Origin of the sequence: Streptomyces scopuliridis RB72, from assembly GCF_000718095.1 — a bacterium.
GTDB classification, from domain to species: Bacteria; Actinomycetota; Actinomycetes; order Streptomycetales; family Streptomycetaceae; genus Streptomyces; species Streptomyces scopuliridis.
This window is the reverse complement of sequence record NZ_JOEI01000005.1, coordinates 595,503-614,009: the sequence shown is the minus strand read 5'-3', so window position 1 is coordinate 614,009 and position 18,507 is coordinate 595,503. Positions and strand designations below refer to the sequence as shown.

General features: G+C 70.2%; 9 protein-coding genes. 7 read left to right on the top strand and 2 right to left on the bottom strand.

Annotation, left to right across the window (positions count from 1 at the left end; all coding sequences use genetic code 11):
• Window positions 1-461: 461 nt before the first annotated feature.
• Together IF11_RS0108070 and IF11_RS0108065 are read left to right on the top strand one after the other, a co-directional pair.
• Complete coding sequence (locus IF11_RS0108070; RefSeq protein WP_063759137.1) at window positions 462-3,821, top strand: S8 family peptidase; 3,360 nt, start codon at window positions 462-464, stop codon at window positions 3,819-3,821.
• Between the two features lie 422 nt (window positions 3,822-4,243).
• Complete coding sequence (locus IF11_RS0108065) at window positions 4,244-4,432, top strand: hypothetical protein (protein ID WP_030350773.1); 189 nt, start codon at window positions 4,244-4,246, stop codon at window positions 4,430-4,432.
• A gap of 92 nt (window positions 4,433-4,524) precedes the next feature.
• Here the strand turns inward: IF11_RS0108065 and IF11_RS0108060 are convergent, their stop codons facing one another.
• On the bottom strand, window positions 4,525-6,054 hold the full coding sequence (locus IF11_RS0108060) for a helix-turn-helix domain-containing protein (protein ID WP_030350772.1): 1,530 nt from the start codon (window positions 6,052-6,054) through the stop codon (window positions 4,525-4,527).
• Window positions 6,055-6,249: 195 nt separating this feature from the next.
• On the bottom strand, window positions 6,250-7,860 hold the full coding sequence (locus IF11_RS0108055; protein ID WP_030350771.1) for an alkaline phosphatase D family protein: 1,611 nt from the start codon (window positions 7,858-7,860) through the stop codon (window positions 6,250-6,252).
• A 404-nt stretch (window positions 7,861-8,264) separates the two neighbouring features.
• On the opposite strand from IF11_RS0108055, the gene IF11_RS0108050 reads away from it, so the two are divergent.
• Genes IF11_RS0108050 through IF11_RS0108030 form a run of 5 tightly spaced genes read left to right on the top strand, consistent with a single transcriptional unit; the run spans window position 8,265 to window position 18,491 of the window.
• Entirely contained in the window at window positions 8,265-11,195 is a 2,931-nt protein-coding gene (locus IF11_RS0108050) for an alpha-L-rhamnosidase (protein ID WP_206300761.1), read from the top strand.
• The gene (locus IF11_RS0108045) at window positions 11,192-12,502 is read left to right on the top strand and encodes an extracellular solute-binding protein (RefSeq protein WP_051745634.1); all 1,311 of its coding nucleotides are present in this window, start codon (window positions 11,192-11,194) and stop codon (window positions 12,500-12,502) included. Before IF11_RS0108050 ends, IF11_RS0108045 begins: the two co-directional genes overlap by 4 nt.
• Window positions 12,499-13,485: a carbohydrate ABC transporter permease gene (locus IF11_RS0108040; protein ID WP_078490529.1), complete on the top strand. Its 987-nt coding sequence runs from the start codon at window positions 12,499-12,501 to the stop codon at window positions 13,483-13,485. Before IF11_RS0108045 ends, IF11_RS0108040 begins: the two co-directional genes overlap by 4 nt.
• Window positions 13,482-14,345, top strand: a complete 864-nt coding sequence (locus tag IF11_RS0108035) for a carbohydrate ABC transporter permease (protein ID WP_240628003.1) — start codon at window positions 13,482-13,484, stop codon at window positions 14,343-14,345. Before IF11_RS0108040 ends, IF11_RS0108035 begins: the two co-directional genes overlap by 4 nt.
• Window positions 14,346-14,372: 27 nt before the next feature.
• Window positions 14,373-18,491, top strand: coding sequence for a glycosyl hydrolase family 2 protein (locus tag IF11_RS0108030; RefSeq protein ID WP_030350766.1), 4,119 nt, complete (start codon window positions 14,373-14,375; stop codon window positions 18,489-18,491).
• Window positions 18,492-18,507 lie beyond the last annotated feature (16 nt).

The following is an 18,507-nucleotide window of genomic DNA, read 5'->3' as shown; positions in this document are numbered from 1 at the left end:
CAGCCCGGTCGCCTCGTCGGCGGGCACGCTCAGACCGACGATCGCCGCCACGACCAGCGAGACGACGCCGACCATCGCGGCGTACTCGGCCCCGCTCTGTCCCCGGTCGCGCTGTGGCGGGAGACCGGGTATGTGGTCATGCGCATGCCATCTGCGAAACCGTTCCGCGCCCTTCATCAGTTCTCCTCGCCCACGCCGTCTCCCGTTCCCCCGAGCTTCTGCAGCCTATGGATGGGCCCGGGCCCAAACGCAGGGTCCCGGGACCCAGTTGAGGGCCCAGCCCCCCTCGGTGTTGGCTGATCGGCATCGCCGAAAGTGGCGTCAATTCGACCGCTGTGCGAATGAACCCGACGGGTCCGCCTTCCGTCTTCCGTGCCGACGCGGTTCCGGTTGATCAGCACGCTCCCGGTACGCGTCGCTTCGGGGGTTCTTCGACACAACACCTCACCTTTGGGGGAGAGTTGCTCAGAAACAGCAGCAGAGCGGGCGCGGCCATGGTGGCGGCGCTGCTCACCGCGGGCCTCACGACGGGCGCCGCTTCGGGGGCGGCTTCCGGCGTCGCTTCGGCCGGCGACAGCGCGGAGATCTTCGCCGCGAAGGCGCGGCAGGCGAAGGGTGCGTCGTCCGCGGTCACCCTGATCACCGGCGACCGCGTCCATGTGGACGCCGAGGGCCGGGTGACGCGGGTGGAGCCGGCCAAGGGCCGCGAGGGCGTCCGAATAACCGTCAACCGGATCGCGGGCGCCACGTATGTGCTGCCCTCCGACGCGTCCCGGCTGGTGGCCCAGGGCAAGCTGGACCGGCGGCTGTTCAATGTCAGCCGGCTGATCGAGGACCGCTACGACGACGCGCACCGCGGGACGCTCCCGCTGATCGTGTCGTACGCCAGGGCCGCCGAGGACAAGGCGCGGGCGAAGTCGGCCATCTCGGCCGCGGACGTCTCGGTACGCCGGGTGCTGCCCGCGGTCAAGGGCGAGGCGGTGACCGCCCCGAAGACCGGTACGTCCGAGGTGTGGCGGGCCCTCACCGCGGTCGGCGAGCGGCGGAGCGGGGAGCGTACGGTCGCGCCGGGCATCGAGCGCGTATGGCTGGACGGCAAGCGCCGGGCGAGCCTGGACAAGAGCGTCCCGCAGATCGGCGCGCCGACCGCCTGGCAGGCCGGGTACGACGGCAAGGGCGTGAAGATTGCCGTCCTGGACACCGGCGTGGACGAGACCCATCCCGACCTCAAGGGCGTGGAGCTGGCCCAGAAGGACTTCTCCGGCTCGGGCAACACCGTCGACCACTTCGGCCACGGCACGCATGTCGCGTCCACCGCCGCGGGCTCCGGTGCCAAGTCCGGCGGTAAGTACAAGGGCGTCGCGCCCGGTGCGAAGATCCTCGACGGCAAGGTGCTGGACGACTCCGGGTTCGGTGACGACTCCGGCATCATCGCGGGCATGCAGTGGGCCGCCGACCAGGGCGCGAAGGTGGCCAACCTCAGCCTCGGCGGCGGGGACACGACGGAGACGGACCCGCTGGAGGCGGCCGTCGACAAGCTCTCCGCCGAGAAGGGCGTCCTCTTCGTCATCGCGGCGGGCAACGACGGCCCCGCCGCCGAGACCGTCGGCTCGCCCGGCAGCGCGGCCTCCGCGCTCACCGTCGGCGCGGTCGACCGTAACGACAAGATCGCCGACTTCTCCAGCGTGGGCCCGACGGCCGACGGTTCACTGAAGCCGGACATCACCGCGCCCGGGGTGGACATCGTCGCGGCGAAGGCGGCCCAGGGACAGATCGGTGACCCGGCCGCCGACGGCTATGTGTCGATGTCGGGCACGTCCATGGCGACCCCGCATGTCGCGGGCGCCGCCGCGATCCTCGCCCAGGAGCACCCGGACTGGACGGGGCAGCGGATCAAGCAGACGCTGACCGCGTCCGCCAAGCCCGGCGCCGGACTGACGGCCCATCAGCAGGGCACCGGCCGCGCCGATGTGGCCAGGGCGATCACCCAGACGGTGGTGAGCGAGCAGACCTCGCTGGGCTTCGGCACACAGCAGTGGCCGCACGCCGACGACAAGCCGGTGACCAAGCAGATCACCTACCGCAACAGCGGAACGAAGCCGGTCACCCTCGACCTGTCGGTGGAAACGGCCGGCCCCAAGGGCAAGCCCGCCCCGGCCGGCTTCTTCGCGCTCGGCGCGAAGCAGGTCACCGTACCCGCGGGCGGCACCGCGAACGTCGGCCTCACCGCGGACACCCGGATCGGCACCCTGGACGGCACGTACTCCGGTGCGGTCACCGCCAAGGCGGCCGAGGGCGGCCAGCAGGCCCGTACGTCGTTCGCGGTAACCCGCGAGGTGGAGTCGTACGACCTCACGCTGAAGTTCATCGACACCAAGGGCAAGCCCGCCCAGGCCGAGTCCACCGTCTACGGCCTCACCGCCGACTTCTGGAAGAACCCGTACGACACCGACGGCGACGGCGTCGCCAAGATCCGGGTCCCCAAGGGCTCGTATCTGCTCGACGTTCCGGTGCAGACCCCCAAGGGCGGCGACACGCCCCCGGACATCGCGCTGATGGTGCAGCCGAAGATCTCGGTCACCAAGAACGCCACGGTCACCTTCGACGCCCGCAAGGCGAAGCCGGTCTCCATCACGGCGCCGGACTCCGCGAAGCAGCTCGACACGTATCTCAACTACGGCTTGGAGTCGGGGGACAGCGCCTTCGGCAGCACCTGGTACCTGGACTCGTTCAAGGGCTTCCGTACCGCGCAGGTCGGCGCGGCGCTGCCCGCCAAGCAGTTCAGCAGCCAGCTGGGCGGCACCTGGCAGAAGGGCAGCACGAGCTACAACCTGCTCTACAACCGCGCGGGTTCGCTGTACACCGGCTTCAGCCACACCGCGTCCAAGAGCGAACTGGCCCTGGTGAACATCAAGATCGGCGCCTCGGCCAAGGGCCGCAAGGGCACGGTCAACCCGTTCTGGAGCACCCCGATGTTCGGGGTCGGCACGGTCACGCAGCCGTTCGCCCTCCCCGCCACGGCGAAGACGTACGTCACCGCTCCCCAGGGCTTCGACTGGGAGTTCAACATCGGCCAGGACGGCACGGGCGAGGAAGGCGGCGTGTACCTTCAGTCCGACCCGCCTCGTACGTACCAGGCGAAGAAGACCTACGAGAAGACGTACAACGTCGGTGTCTTCAGCCCGAAGGTGGACGCGAACAACACCGCGCAGCGTCTGGGCAGCGAACTGGCCGTCTGCGTACCCGAGTTCACCGACGGAGCCGGTCACTTCGGGCACTCCGAGGTCTCCAAGCAGCGGACGCTGATCACCGCCGACGGCAAGAAGATCGTGGACGCGAAGGACGGCCTCTGCCAGTTCGTCACCGGTCTGCCCGCGAAGTCGGCCGCGTACCGCATCAGCACGGACGCGTCCCGCTCCACCACGGTCGCCGGCGTCAGCACCCGTATCACCGCGGCCTGGACCTTCGCCTCGAAGAAGCCCGCCGGGGACACCATCGTCACCCTGCCGCTCTCCACCGTCCGCTTCGCCCCGAAGCTGGATCTGGGCAGCGCCGCGGCGGCCGGCAAGAAGCTCACCGTCCCGCTGACCCTCCAGGGCCCGGCCGCGGGCAAGGGCTTCAAGTCCCTGTCCGTGCAGGTCTCCTACGACGGCGGGACCACGTGGGCCAAGGCCCCGGTCACCACCGCCAAGGACGGCAAGAAGAGCCTGTCGCTGAGCCACCCGAAGACGGCCAAGTCGGTCTCCTTCAAGGCGAAGCTCACCGACACGAGCGGCAACACGTACGAGACGACCGTCGTGAAGGCGTACCTGCTGAAGTAGTGCGCCCAGCCGTGTGACCCACAGTCAGCCGCGCCCGGGGGATGAACGTCCTTCCCCGGGCGCGGCGTTGTGGCGGTCGCCCCCCTCTCCGGAGGCTATGTGACCTCGGTCACAGTGGTATGGGGATACGTGTATGTGGCATCACCGTGGAGCCGGTGCCCCGGTGGTGAGGTTCCTCATGGCTTCGGCTGACGAATGTCATGGATATGGCTGATAAATGTCATGGCGCTGGAATGGTGCTGGAATGGCGCTGGAATTGCCCATTCCATTTGCGGTGTGATCCGCGTCATACTCGCTCAGTTCGAATAGATGCTTGTATCTCTCCCCGGGTGAATCCGGGTGGCAAAGGGCTGCGCATCCATCCCTTTCCCCCGGGTCGCCTTCCGTCTGTCCACCGCACATTCCTCATGGGGAGGGACACAATGATCGAAGACAAGTTCAACGCGCAGATGGAGAGCCTCGGCGGGCTCTCCGAGGAGACCCCCGGCTGGCTGGCGCACGAGACGTCTCCGGTTCTGGCCACGCCGGCCCTCGCCTTCGCCGGAGGCGCGGCTCTCGTCACGGGCGCCTACGCCGTCGGCAAGGTCGTGGGATCCAGCCCCCAGGGCTGACGCGACAGCAATTCCGCACCCATGCGAGAAACCCCGCCGGTCCGGAGATGATATCCGGCCCGGCGGGGTCCGTATGAGTCCGCGCATTCCGTTTAAATGTCGCGGAAGATCTCGATCTGCGCGCCCACGGAATTCAGGCGTTCCGCCAGATCCTCGTAACCGCGGTTGATGACATAGACATTGCGGAGTACGGACGTACCCTCCGCCGCCATCATCGCCAGCAGTACGACCACGGCGGGCCGCAGCGCCGGCGGGCACATCATCTCGGCCGCGCGCCAGCGCGTCGGGCCCTCGACCAGGACGCGGTGGGGGTCGAGGAGTTGGAGCCGGCCACCGAGGCGGTTGAGGTCCGTGAGGTAGATGGCGCGGTTGTCATAGACCCAGTCATGGATCAGGGTCTGGCCCTGGGCCACCGCCGCGATGGCCGCGAAGAACGGCACATTGTCGATGTTCAGCCCGGGGAACGGCATCGGGTGGATCTTGTCGATCGGCGCTTCCAGCTTGGACGGCCGTACGGTCAGATCCACCAGCCGCGTACGGCCGTTGTCGGCGGAGTACTCGGTGGTGCGGTCGTGGTCGAGCCCCATCTCCTCCAGCACCGCGAGCTCGATCTCCAGGAACTCGATCGGGACCCGGCGGATCGTCAGCTGGGACTCGGTGACCACGGCGGCGGCGATCAGGCTCATCGCCTCGACCGGGTCCTCGGAGGGGGAGTAGTCGACGTCCGCGTCGATGGACGGCACACCGTGCACGGTCAGCGTGGTCGAGCCGATGCCGTCGACCCGGACGCCCAGCGCTTCGAGGAAGAAGCACAGGTCCTGGACCATGTAGTTCGACGAGGCGTTGCGGATGACGGTCGTGCCGTCGTGCCGGGCGGCGGCCAGCAGGGCGTTCTCGGTGACGGTGTCGCCGCGCTCGGTCAGTACGATCGGGCGGTCCGGCGAGATCGTGTGGTCCACCTGGGCGTGGTACAGGCCCTCGGTCGCGGCGATGTCCAGACCGAACCGGCGCAGCGCGATCATATGCGGCTCGATCGTGCGCGTACCGAGGTCGCAGCCGCCCGCGTACGGCAGCCGGAAGGTGTCCATCCGGTGCAGCAGCGGGCCGAGGAACATGATGATGGAGCGGGTACGGCGGGCCGCCTCCGCGTCGATCGCCTCCATGTCCAGCTCGGCGGGCGGCACGATCTCCAGGTCCACGCCGTCGTTGATCCAGCGGGTGCGTACGCCGATGGAGTTGAGCACCTCCAGGAGCCGGAACACCTCCTCGATGCGCGCGACCCGGCGCAGCACCGTGCGCCCCTTGTTGAGCAGCGAGCCGCAGAGCAGTGCCACACACGCGTTCTTGCTCGTCTTGACGTCGATGGAGCCGGAGAGCCGGCGTCCGCCGACCACCCGCAGATGCATGGGCCCGGCATAGCCGAGGGATACGATCTCACTGTCGAGCGCCTCACCGATGCGCGCGATCATCTCAAGGCTGATGTTCTGGTTACCGCGCTCGATGCGGTTCACGGCGCTCTGGCTGGTGGCCAGAGCTTCGGCAAGCTGGCTCTGTGTCCAGCCACGATGCTGACGGGCGTCACGGATGAGCTTGCCGATGCGTACGAGGTAGTCGTCTGCCATAGGGGAAGATTATCTCAGGTGTGAGATAAGCGCCCTGCGGGGGTGCGCTGCCCGGGTGACAGCCACCCGGGCGGATCTCCGGGGACGGATCTCCGTAGACGGTCCGAGGGCGGCCACCCACGCTCCGATCGTGGGAGCCGGGGGCCGCCCCGGCAACCGCAGCGCCGCCGTACGGGTCAGGCGGCTGACATACCATCAGGCGCGCTGGAGCCCCGGCCGCCCCGCCTCGGTGAGATAGGAGATCCGGGTCGACACGGGCGCGCCGGGCCGGGTGACGTACGGGAGCACCTTGAAGTCGGCGCGGCAGGACTCCCGCGTGGCCGTGCAGCGGACATAGCCGCGCTGGTAGTTGGTGAACTCGATATGCGAGTTGGCCGCGAGCAGGCTCGCCCCGGAGGGGTCGAGGTCCATGCCGTCCATCTTGGTGGAGATGGAGGTGCCGACGAATTCGACGCCGACGGTGGGGGAGTCAGGGTCGTCGAAGTTCCGCTTGAGGTTGGCGGCGAGATGGCGGTGCATATCGCCGGTGAGCACCACGGGGTTGCTCACGTTGCGGGCGGCGATCTGGTCGAACAGCCGCTGCCGCGAGGCCGCGTATCCGTCCCAGAAGTCCATCACGAACGACTGGCCGGGGCCGGGATCGGTGTCGACCTGGTTCATGGGGATCTGCTGGGGGATGAAGTTCCAGGTCGTCCCGGAGCGGCCGAGGCTGTTGTAGAGCCAGCTCTCCTGCTCGGCGCCGAGGATGGAGCGGTCGGGGTCGAGGCGCTCGTCGCAGCCGCTCTTCGTACCGTCACCGCAGGGCTGGTCGTCGCGGAACAGCCGGGTGTCAAGGATATGGAACGAGGCCATCCGCCCGTAGCTCAGCTTGCGGTACAGCCGGGCCTCGAAGCCCCTCGGCTTGTTGGGCAGGCGCAGCGGCAGATGCTCGTAGTACGCCTGGAACGCGGCGGCGGCGCGCTGGCGGAACACCGCCGGGTCCTGGTCCGGCTCGTTGTCGAGCTTGGAGTGGTCGCCCGCCCAGTTGTCCTCCACCTCGTGGTCGTCCCAGACGACGGCGAACGGGTGGGCCTGGTGGGCGGCGATCAGATCCTGGTCGAAGCGGTGCAGCGCGTGCCGGTTGCGGTACTGGGTGAGGTCCATCGGCTCGGGGCGCAGTTCGGCGGCGACGGGGACCTGGCGTACGCCACCCATCGCGTCGATGGGGTTCTCGTAGATGTAGTCGCCGAGATGCAGGATGAGATCGATGTCCTCCTGCGCGAGATGGCGGTAGGCGGTGTAGAAGCCCTCGAACCACGCCTGGCAGGAGACGAAGGCGAAGTTCAGCTCCTTGGGCCGGCTGTGCGGCGAGGGCGCGGTACGGGTGCGGCCGACGGGGCTGATGACCCCGCCGGCGCTGAAGCGGTAGTAGTACTGCCGGCCGGAGTGAAGGCCCGTCAGTTCGACATGGACCGAGTGGGCGAGCTCCGCCACCGCCTTGGTCCGGCCCCGGCGTACGACACGCCGGAAGCGTTCGTCCTCGGCGACCTCCCAGAGGACCGTGACCGCGTGGGGCGGCATGCCGCCGGTGCCATCGGGGGCGAGGGGGTGAGGCGCGAGGCGGGTCCACAGGACGAATCCGTCCGGCCAGGGGTCGCCGGACGCGACGCCCAGGGTGAAGGGGTCATCGGTGAACCGCTCGGCGGCTCCGGCCCGGCCGGCCGACAGGCTGCCGGCGGCGAACGCCAACGCGAGCGTTCCCGAGGCGCCGAGCATCGCGCGTCGCCCCAACCCTCTGGATCTGTCGATCCCACTGTTCAGTGGCATGGATGCTGGTCCGTTCCGTCGTGCGGGATCCCGCCCGAGCCGAGGTACTCGAAGGGGTATCGACGCTTGATTTAACGTCCGTTCGTGTTGTAATCACACGGTGAATATCACATGAGAATCACGGGGTACAAGAGCACCCGCTGCGGGGGCTACAACGCTTGTCGTAGGCGACTGTAAGGGCCTCCCGAGCGAAGATCGATTGCGGCATGAGATGGCTAATGCGCACCTCGGTAACACTCTTGACACCTCTCGCGAGGGGCTCATAGTCTCCACGCCACAGAATTCACGTTAGATTTCACATTCGAAGATGGTCGTCTTCACGCCGTGCAAGTGACGACGAGCAGACGAACTGACGAACAGTCGACGGTGACGCGCCGCTCCCGGCGCGAAGGAAGGACGTGCTCGTGTCCCTGCGGCCCTACGCCCTGCGATGCGACCACCGCGCCACCCCGCTGGGCATCGATGAGGCCGCGCCCCTGCTCTCCTGGCGGCTCGCGTCCGCGCACCGGGGCGATGCGCCGCTCGCGTACCGCGTGCGGGTCGCCGACCGGGCCGAGGACTTGGACGAGGGCGGCCAACCCCTCTGGGACACCGGCCGGATCGAGGACCCCGACGCGATCGGAGCCGTCTACGCCGGACCCGCGCTGAAGTCCCGTACGCGCTATCACTGGCGGGTCGCCGTCTGGCCGGCCGAGCGGACGGACCCCACCGGACCTACGGCCGAAGGCGGTTCGGCCGCGGCCGTCGAGGCGACATCGTGGTTCGAGACCGCGTTCCGCGGCGCGGACGAGTGGCGCGCCTCGTGGATCGGCCACGATCCCCGCCCGATCCCGGTCATGGACGCGCCGACCGAGGGCGAACGCGCCCTGGACGACCACGGTCTCGCCCCCTGCCCCACGCTCCGGCGCGCCTTCACCGGCCCCGCCGCCCTCCGCGCCCGGCTGTACGTCAGCGCGCGTGGCCTGTACGAGGTCCGCCTCAACGGCACCCGCGTCGGCGACGCCGAACTCGCGCCCGGCTGGACCGACTACACCCGCCGCGTCCAGTACCAGACGTACGACGTGACCGAACTGGTCCGCGACGGCGAGAACGTGCTCGCCGCGACCATCGCGGACGGCTGGTGGAGCGGGTTCGTCGGCTTCGAGCCCCGCAGGGCCGGCGCCCACTACGGCGCGTTCCCGCAGTTTCTGGCGGAGCTTCATATCGACCACGCCGACGGCCGTACCACCACGATCGTCACCGACGACACATGGCGCACCCACACCGGGGAGATCCGCCACGCCGACCTGCTCATGGGGGAGTGCCACGATCTGCGGCACGCGGCCGACGGCTGGGATCTGCCCGGCTTCGACGACACGGACTGGTCACCGGCGCTGATCACGGACACCGGCCATCGCCTGCTCGTGGCGTCCGTCGACGAACCGGTACGGGCCACGACCGCGTTACGCCCCCGCTCGATCACCCGCGTCCCCCACGGCAACGGTGGTGTCACGGCCGACGGCGGACACGACACCCATATCGTCGACTTCGGCCAGAATCTCGCCGGCCGGGTAAGGCTCCGCGTCGCCGGACTCGCCCCCGGCGCGCGGGTGGTCGTACGCCACGCCGAGGCGCTGGACGAGACGGGCCGCCTCTACACCGCGAACCTGCGCACCGCCGCCGCCACCGACGTACTGATCGGTGACGGCCGTGAACACCTCGTCTTCGAGCCGCGCTTCACGTACCACGGGTTCCGTTTCGTGGAGATCAGCGGAGTCCCGCGGCTGTACGACTCCGATGTCGTCGCCGTGGCGCTGCACAGCGACACACCATGGTCCGGCGCGTTCGACTGTTCCGACCCCGAGATCCGCCGGCTCCACGACTGTGTGGTCTGGGGACAGCGCTCGAACTTCGTCAGTGTGCCCACGGACTGCCCGCAGCGTGACGAACGGCTCGGCTGGCTCGCCGACGCGCAGGTCTTCCTGCCGACCGCCGCGCTCAACGCCGATGTCGCCGCGTTCTTCACCAAGTGGCTCCGCGACATCGAGGACGCCCGCACCCCCGAGGGCGGCTTCACCAATGTCGCGCCACGCCTCATCGGCGTCGCCGACGAGGGCGCTCCCGGCTGGGGCGACGCGGGCGTGATCATCCCCTGGCATCTGTACCGCACCTACGACGACCCGCGCTTCCTCTCCCGGGCGCTACCCGCCATGCGCGCCTGGATCGGTCTGATCCACCGTCACAACCCGGACCTGATCTGGCGCCGGCACGTCGGTCCGCACTTCTCCGACTGGCTCGCCCCCGGTGTCCCGACCCCGCGCGAGGTCATCGCCACCGCCTACTTCGCGCACAGCACCCGCCTCACCGCGAGCGCCGCGGAGGTGCTGGGGCTCCCGGAGGTGGCGCGCGAGTACCACCGGCTGGCCGCCGACATCCGTACCGCCTTCAGTGAACGGTTCGTGACGACCGACAAGAACGCGGAAGGCGACCCCACCGTACGGATCGCGGGCGACACACAGACCGGCTATCTCGTCGCCCTCGCCTTCGGTCTGCTGCCCGAGGACGCGACCGGCCCCGCCGCCCAGCGGCTCGCCGAACTCATCGAGAAGGCCGGGCCCGCGCTCCAGACCGGCTTCCTCGGCGTCGCGCTGGCCGCGCCCGTCCTGGACGCGTACGGCCGCGCCGACCTGGCGCACGCGCTGCTGCGCCGTACCGACGTACCGTCCTGGCTGTTCCCGCTGCGCCACGGCGCCACCACCATCTGGGAACGCTGGGACGGCTGGACACCCGGCACAGGGTTCCGCGCCCCCTCGATGAACTCCTTCAACCACTACGCGCTCGGCTCGATCGGCGAATGGCTCTACCGGGGCGTCGCCGGACTCGACCAGAGCCCCGACTCCACCGGATACCGGAAGCTGCTGATCCGGCCCCGGCCCGGCGAACTCGGCCACGCGAGCGCCGGTTACGAATCGGCCCGGGGCACCGTCACGGTGCGCTGGGAACGCCACGACCAGACCCTCGGCCTGCGCGTCCAGGTGCCGCCGGGGGCGAGCGCCGAGGTGCACGTACCCACCGACGACCACGGCTCGGTCCGCGAATCCGGCGCGGTGCCGGTGGACGGCGAGCACCTCACGCTCCTCGCGACCATCCCCGCCACCGACACCGCCTCGGGCCACTCCGTCTACCGCGTCGGCTCGGGCGTCTACCGCTTCACCGCGTCGTACCCCTCGCGTCCCACGTACCCCTCGCGTCCCACGGGCGGGTACCCGACGGCGCCCGTCGCGAGCGCCGGGCCCCGACGTGCTCCAAGCCCGGCGGCGTCGCTCGCCGGATCACACGAGGAGGACACACCATGACCACAGGTTCCCGCAGCCTGTCAGAGCCTGTCCCGGGCACGGTCAGCCGCCGGGGGTTCCTCCGCGCCGGCGGCGGAGTCGCCGCCCTGGCCGCGCTTCCCCCGCTGCTCACCGCGTGCTCCAGCTCCGGCGGCTCGGACAAGGTGCGTATCGTCGGCGTCGCCGACCAGCAGAAGCCCATCGAGGAACTGCTCGCTCTCTACCGCAAGAGCCACCCCGACCCCGCCTTCTCCACCTCCTTCGCCCCCACCGACCAGGTGCAGACGGTCGTACGCACCCAGCTCGCCGGCGGCAACGCCCCCGATGTGCATGTGCTGTTCCCCGGCAGCGGCAGCGCGATGTCCATGGTCGAGCTGGCCAAGGCCGGACTGCTCACCGACCTCGGCGGGCAGAAGTGGACCCAGCGCATCCCCAAGAACTTCGACCCCGCCTACCGCCATGACGGCAAGACCTATCTCTACTCCGCGGGCAGCAGTGTCATCGGCGCCATCTACAACAAGAAGGCCTTCGCCACGGCCGGCGTCCAGCCGCCCAGGACCTGGAGCGAACTGCTCGACGTCTGCGCCAAGCTCAAGGCGAAGGGCATAGTGCCCATCGCGCTCGGCGCCCAGACCCCCTGGGTCACCCAGCTGATCAGCTACGCGCTGGTCCCCAACGCCGTCTATGCCAAGACCCCCGGCTTCGACGCCGACATGGCCGCCGGCCGCGCGAAGTTCGCCGGCTCCGGCTGGGCCGACGCGCTGGGCAAGTACCAGGAGCTCCAGCGCAAGGGCTTCTTCAACGACAACCCCAACGGCACCACCTACGAACAGCAGACCTCGCTGGTCGCGAGCGGGAAAGCGGCCATGGCCGTCCAGGTCTCGGCCGTGCTCGCCAACTTCCGGCAGGCCACCCCCACCCCCGACGACCTGGGCATGTTCCCCTTCCCCGGCGGTGACAATCCCGCCGAGCTATGGATTCCGGCGGGCATCGTCGTCGGCCTCGGCGTGGCCGCGCACGCCAAGAACCCGGCCGAGGCCAAGGCGTTCATCGAATTCCTCGGGCAGCAGGAGAACATCAACCGCTGGGCGACGGCCGTCTCGGCGATCCCCTTCACCCGCGACGCCACCACCGAGATCGATCCCGCCCTGGCCGGCTTCCTGCCCATCATCGACGCCAACCGCGCCGTTCCCTTCATGGACCAGAGCTGGCCCAACGCCGAGGTCCAGCCCGCCCACTTCGCCGCCGTACAGGAACTGCTCGCGGGGAAGACGGATGTCGCCGGCGCACTGGGGAAGATGGACCAGGCGTACGGGAAGAAATCGTGAACTCCCTCCCGGATACCGCCACTTCAGGCCCCGAGAAACCCGGCCCGGCGGTCGGCGGCGCGCCCGCGAAGAGTGGCGCGCCCGCTCCGGCGGGACGGACCCGGCGCCACCGCGACGCCACCCTCCCGCCCTGGGCCTTCGTCGTCCCCGCGCTCCTCGTGTACGCCGTCGTCGTCCTCTATCCGAGCCTCGCCGGGGTGGTGTACGCCTTCACCGACTGGTCCGGCGTCGGCGACTTCGCCTTCGTCGGCCTGGACAACTTCCGTACCCTGCTGAACGACGACCGCGCCCTGGAATCCGTCAGCAACACCCTGCTGCTCACCCTCGCGGTGGTCGTCGTCCAGAACGGCATCGGCCTGCTGCTCGCGCTCGGCGTGAACGCCAACATCCGGTCCCGGTCGCTGCTGCGGGTGATCTTCTTCGCGCCCGCCGTCGTCAGCCCCGTCATGGTCGCCTTCCTCTGGAAGTACGTCTACAACCCGGACAACGGCGCGGGGCTCAACGGAATCCTCGGCGCCCTCGGCCTCGGCGGACTGCGCCAGGACTGGCTCGGCAACCCCTCGCTCGCCCTCTGGTCCGTCGCCGCCATGGTCGTCTGGCAGTACGCCGGATACTCGATGGTCATCTTCCTCGCCGGCCTCCAGAGCGTACCCGCCGAACTCCACGAGGCCGCCCGCATCGACGGCGCGGGCACCTGGCAGCGCTTCCGCTATGTCACCTGGCCGCTGCTGGCCCCGGCGCTGACCATCAACCTCATGCTGTCGACCATCGGCGGACTCAAGCTCTTCGACCAGGTCTACGCGGCCACCAACGGCGGCCCCGGCACATCGAGCGAGACGCTGTCGACCGTGCTGTACAAAGAGGCCTTCGTCTTCGGGAAGTTCGGCTACAGCACCGCCGTCGCGCTCGTGCTCGCGCTGTTCGTCGCCGCCGTCTCCCTCGTCCAACTCCGTTATCTGCGCGCCCGGGAGGTCACCGCGTGAGCACCACCGCCACGACTCCCCGCAGCACCGCGCCCAAGCGCCGCCCCCGCTACGGCGGTTACGGCCTGGAACTGGTCATGGCCGCCGTCGCGGTGGTCTTCCTGTTCCCGGTGTACGCGCTGGTCACGCTGGCGATGAAGGACCCCGCGCAGATCGCCGACTCGCCCCTGTCGCCGCCCGCGCCGCCCACCTTCGCCAACTTCGGCAACGCGTGGTCCTCCGCCTCCCTCGGACCCGCCCTGCTCAACAGCACGATCATCACCGTCATCAGCCTGCTGCTGCTGATCGTCCTCGGCTCCACCGGCGCCTACTACCTCGCGCGCCGCGCCCGAGGACTCGGCTACGGGCTCTACATCCTCTTCCTGCTGGGCATCGTGCTGCCGTTCCAGCTCGGCATGATCCCGCTGTACAAACTCGTCGACGACCTCGGCTGGCTCGGCACGTACCACGGCATGGTCCTCTTCTACACGGGCATCCAGCTGCCGTTCACGGTCTTCCTCTATACGGGGTTCATCCGCGCCCTGCCCCAGGACTACGCGCAGGCCGCGCTGATCGACGGCTGCGACCACCGCCAGGCGTTCACCCGTATCGTCTTCCCCCTGCTGCGGCCGATCACCGGCACCGTGATCATCCTGAACGCGGTCTTCATCTGGAACGACTTCTTCACCCCGCTGCTGTATCTCGGCGGATCCGGCAAGGAGACCGTCCCCGTGGGCGTGTTCTCGTTCGTGGGCCAGTACGTCTCCGACTACGGCCTCGTCTTCGCCGGTCTGGCGCTGGCCGCGCTGCCGATTCTCGTGGTCTTCCTGCTGCTCCAGCGCTATGTGATCAAGGGCTTCGCGGGCGGACTCAAAGGCTGAAGGCTGCTAAAGGCTGAGGAACACCATATGACGTACGTAGGACCCTCCCTCCCCACGAGCATCGCGGAGGTCCTGACCGAACCGCCGCGCGCGTTCTCGCCCACCGCCATCTGGTGGTGGAGCGGGGAACGGCTCGACCGCGCGCGCCTGCGCGACCAGCTCCAACGCTTCGCGGAGGGCGGGGTGTTCAACCTGGTCCTGCTCAACCTCGCGCCGTCCGGGCCGCTGTTCGGCTCCGACGCCGACGATCCCCCGTTCCTCTCCGACCCCTGGTGGGCGCTGCTCGAAGGGGTCTGCGACGACGCGCGCGACCTGGGCATCGGGCTCTGGTTCTACGACCAGCTCGGATTCTCCGGTGCCGACCTCCAGGCACGCCTGGTCGACGAACGGCACGGGTACGCGGGCCGCCGGCTCGACCGCGTACGTGCCGTGGTGGACGGCCCCGGCGAGCTGCGCTGCCCCGACGACGGGCAGCCGCTGGCGGGCCACGCGGAACCGGTCGACGGCGACGGATCTGCCACCGGTCCCGCGATCACGCTCCCGCTCGTCGCGGACGGACCGACCGTGACCGTACGGGCACCGGGCCCCGGACGTTGGCGGTTGACGCTCCATCACCACACCGCCCTGGGCTTCGACTACCTCGGCGCCGACGCCTGCGCGGCGCTGCTGGCGGGGGTGCACGGCGAGTTCGAGCGACGGCTCGGCGACCGCCTCGGCACCGTCGTCGTCGGGTCTTTCCAGGACGAACTGCCCTCCCTGCCCACCTGGTCCGCCGAGTTCGCCGACGCCTTCCGACGGCTGCGCGGCTACGATCTGATGCCGCATCTGGACGCCCTGTACGAGGACGGCGCGCACCGGCCGGACGTCCACCGGATCCGCCACGACTACCATCTGACCCGCGCCGAACTCGCCGAAGCGGCCTTCTTCCGCCCCCTCGCCGCCTGGCACGAGCGGCATGGGCTCGTCGTCGGCTGCGACCAGCAGGACCCGGCCCGCGCCGGCCACCCCGTCGCCGGTGTCGAGTTGTACGCGGACTACGCCCGTACGCACCGCTGGTTCTCCGCGCCCGGCTCCGACCACCACGGGGACGCCCGGATCCACTCCTCCCTCGCCCATCTGTACGGCAGGCCCCGTACCTGGATCGAGGCGTTCCACTCCACCGGCTGGGGCGGCACGCTGGAGGAGACCTACGACTGGCTCCTGCCCTGGCTGCGCGCCGGCGCGACCCTCTACAACCCGCACGCCGTCTACTACACGACCAAGGGCGGCTGGTGGGAGTGGGCGCCGCCGGGCACCGACTGGCGCCAGCCGTACTGGACGCACCATCGCGTTTTCGCCGACGCCGTCACCCGGCTGTGCGCGATCCTCAGCCTCGGCAGCCATCTCTGCGACACCGCGATCCTGCTGCCCACGACCACCGCCCAGACCGGCGCCGCACTCGACGGTGTCTCCGCCGACGCGCGCCGGGCGCAGGCGGTCTATCTCGAACTCGTCGGGGACATGACCTGGTTCAGGACCCGGCCGGGGGTGATCGACCGGCTCGGCCTGGACGCCGATGTGATCGACGACGACTCCCTCGCCCGCGCCCTGGTCAGGGACTCGGACGACGGGACGCGGCTGTGCGTCGCGGGCGAGAGCTATGCGACGGTCGTGCTGCCCGCGTGCACGGCGCTCGAAGAGGACACGGCGCTGCGGCTCCTCGAATTCGCCTCGGCGGGCGGGGAGCTGATCGCGATCGGCGCGCTTCCCGAGCATGTCATCGGCCGGGACGGCGCCGCGGGACCGGACAAAATAAGGGACGAGCTGAGTGCGTGCTTCGCCGACGGCCGGGCGGTCCTCGTCCCCACGGCGGACGATCTGGGCGAGGCGCTGGGGCGGGAGCGGGCGCGGACCGGGACGGAGCCGGTCGTACGGGCGTCGGTACCCGCGCTCGCCCGCCGGGTGGACGACGCGACGGTGGTGTTCCTGACCGCGGCCTCGTTCGACGTACCGCGCGCGACCCGCGCGGCGGTCGCCGCCCCTGACGAACGGGGCGCCGCACAGGGCTGGATCGATGCCCGTTACGACTTCGACCCGGACCGCTATGTGCGCCACGCACAGGTGCGGGTCCGGGATGTGGAGGGGCCGGCCGTACTGCTCGACCCCTTCGGCGGGGAGCCGCGTACCGTACGGGTCCGGGCTGTTGAGGACGATGAGCGGGCCGTCGAGGTCGAGGTGCCGTTCGACCGAGGGCCCGCGGCGGTACTGGTCTTTCCGGCGCGGACGGCGGCGCGGGCGACGGGGTGGATGGCGGAGCGTCCGGGGTGCGCTGACGCTCCGGTCGTGGAAGGCGCGGGCCGTACGACGGTCGAGGTCCCGGCGGACGCCGAGTGGGACATGACGCTGGTCCCGACCCTGGACAACACCTGGGGCGACTTCGCGCGGCCCGCGACCGGGCCGGCCGGCAGCGCCGTCGTCGAGTGCCGTACGTTCCGGCGGGGCCGCGCGGGCGATCCGGCCCGGCCTAGGGCGCATGCCACCTTCGGGCCGCACGCGCTCCTGCTCGATGGCGACGGCGACGGCGACGACGATGGCGGCTCCGACTCCGATGACGGCGGCGGCTCGCCGCTCGAATGGTCCGGCACCCGGGGCATCCACAAGGACCCGATCCACCGCGATGTCCTCGGCCCCAAGGGGCATGTGCCCGAGGAGTTCGTACGGATCGGCCCGACCGCCGCCGGAACGGTGGCGCGCGTCCGGACCGAACTGCTGCTGGACGAAGCCTTCGACGGACATCTGGCGGTGGGCGCCGCGGCGGCGAAGACGGTACGGCTCGGGGGCGTGCCCGTGGCGCTGGACGATGGCGGCCATCTCGCCATGGGCCCGGTACGGCTCGCGCCGGGCAGCCATCTCCTGGAACTGGACCTGACACCCGATCATGACGTCGATCTGCGCGCGCATGTGGCGCTCGTGCGCGATCCGGAGCGCTACCGCCGCCCTGAGTGGATCCTCGTACCCGGTGGCCGGGCCGCCCTGGCGACGACCCTGACCGTGGCGGACCTCCCGGGCCGGGCGATCGTCCAGATCGCGGCCCGGGGCCGCTGCGTACTGCGGGTCAACGGTCAAGTGGTCGGCATACAGGGCGGATTCGACCCGTACGCCGAACACACCGTGCCGCGCGTACGCCGGCACGACATCGCGCCGGCCCTGCGGATCGGTGCCAACGAACTGGCGGTGGAGACGGACGGTGGTGAGGACCCCGCCGTTCTGGTGGACGCGGCTCTCTATGACATCGATGGCCGGTGCGTGACGACCGTGCACAGCGACGGCACATGGCGGGCCGAGCGCGCCGGTGAGCCGGTGCCGGTCGTGGTGCGCCGGGAACAGGTGGGGGACCCGGCCGCGCTGTATCTGCGCCGTCGGCCGCATCCGCTTCCCGGCGCCGCCTGGCTGGACCCGGACGCCGACGACGGCACGGTCGTACCGGTCGGCTTCGCCGTCCCGGGGGCACGGCCCGGAGTGGAATGGTTCCGGTGTGAACTCCCGCCGGGCACAGATCGGTTGACGGTCGACACATATGGTGCGACAACCGTGTTTGTCGACGGTCACGAACGCACCACGACGGCTTCCGCAGGCAGTGGCGGTGTGGCCGACGCACATACCGTGACCGTCGACCTGTCGGCCGACGGCCCCTCCGGGACACGGACCGCCACCCTCCGCGTGGAGACCCGCCCCGGCCGCCAGGGCGGCGCCGCGCTGGCGGGCCCCGTACGGTGCGAGGTCGGTCCCGGGCGGATCCGCACCGGGGACTGGGAGGCACGCGGCCTCGCCGAGTACAGCGGCGGGGTGCGCTACAGCCGCGTGATGACCCTGCCCGCCGGCGCCGGTACCGGACAGGTCTCCCTCGACCTGGGGCGGGTGCGGGGCACGGCGGAGGTACGGATCGACGGTGTCGCCGCCGGGGTGCGGGTGTGCTCCCCGTACGTCTTCGATGTGACGGGACTGGCCGGGCCCGGGGACCGTACGGTCGAGATCACCGTGTTCGGCACGCTCGCGCCGTACCTGGACGCCACGAGCCCGACTCACTTCGTCTTCCCGGGCCAGCGCGTCACCGGCCTGATGGGCCCGGTACGGCTGACCATCGGCCCGCCGGGACCCACCCCGTGACTGTCCGCCCCACTCT

Excerpts from the sequence above, each read along its gene's own strand:
- IF11_RS0108045 (WP_051745634.1), top strand. The coding sequence starts at position 11,192 with ATGACCACAGGTTCCCGCAGCCTGTCAGAGCCTGTCCCGGGCACGGTC.
- IF11_RS0108060 (WP_030350772.1), bottom strand. The coding sequence starts at position 6,054 with ATGGCAGACGACTACCTCGTACGCATCGGCAAGCTCATCCGTGACGCC.
- IF11_RS0108065 (WP_030350773.1), top strand. The coding sequence starts at position 4,244 with ATGATCGAAGACAAGTTCAACGCGCAGATGGAGAGCCTCGGCGGGCTC.
- IF11_RS0108055 (WP_030350771.1), bottom strand. The coding sequence starts at position 7,860 with ATGCCACTGAACAGTGGGATCGACAGATCCAGAGGGTTGGGGCGACGC.
- IF11_RS0108030 (WP_030350766.1), top strand. The coding sequence starts at position 14,373 with ATGACGTACGTAGGACCCTCCCTCCCCACGAGCATCGCGGAGGTCCTG.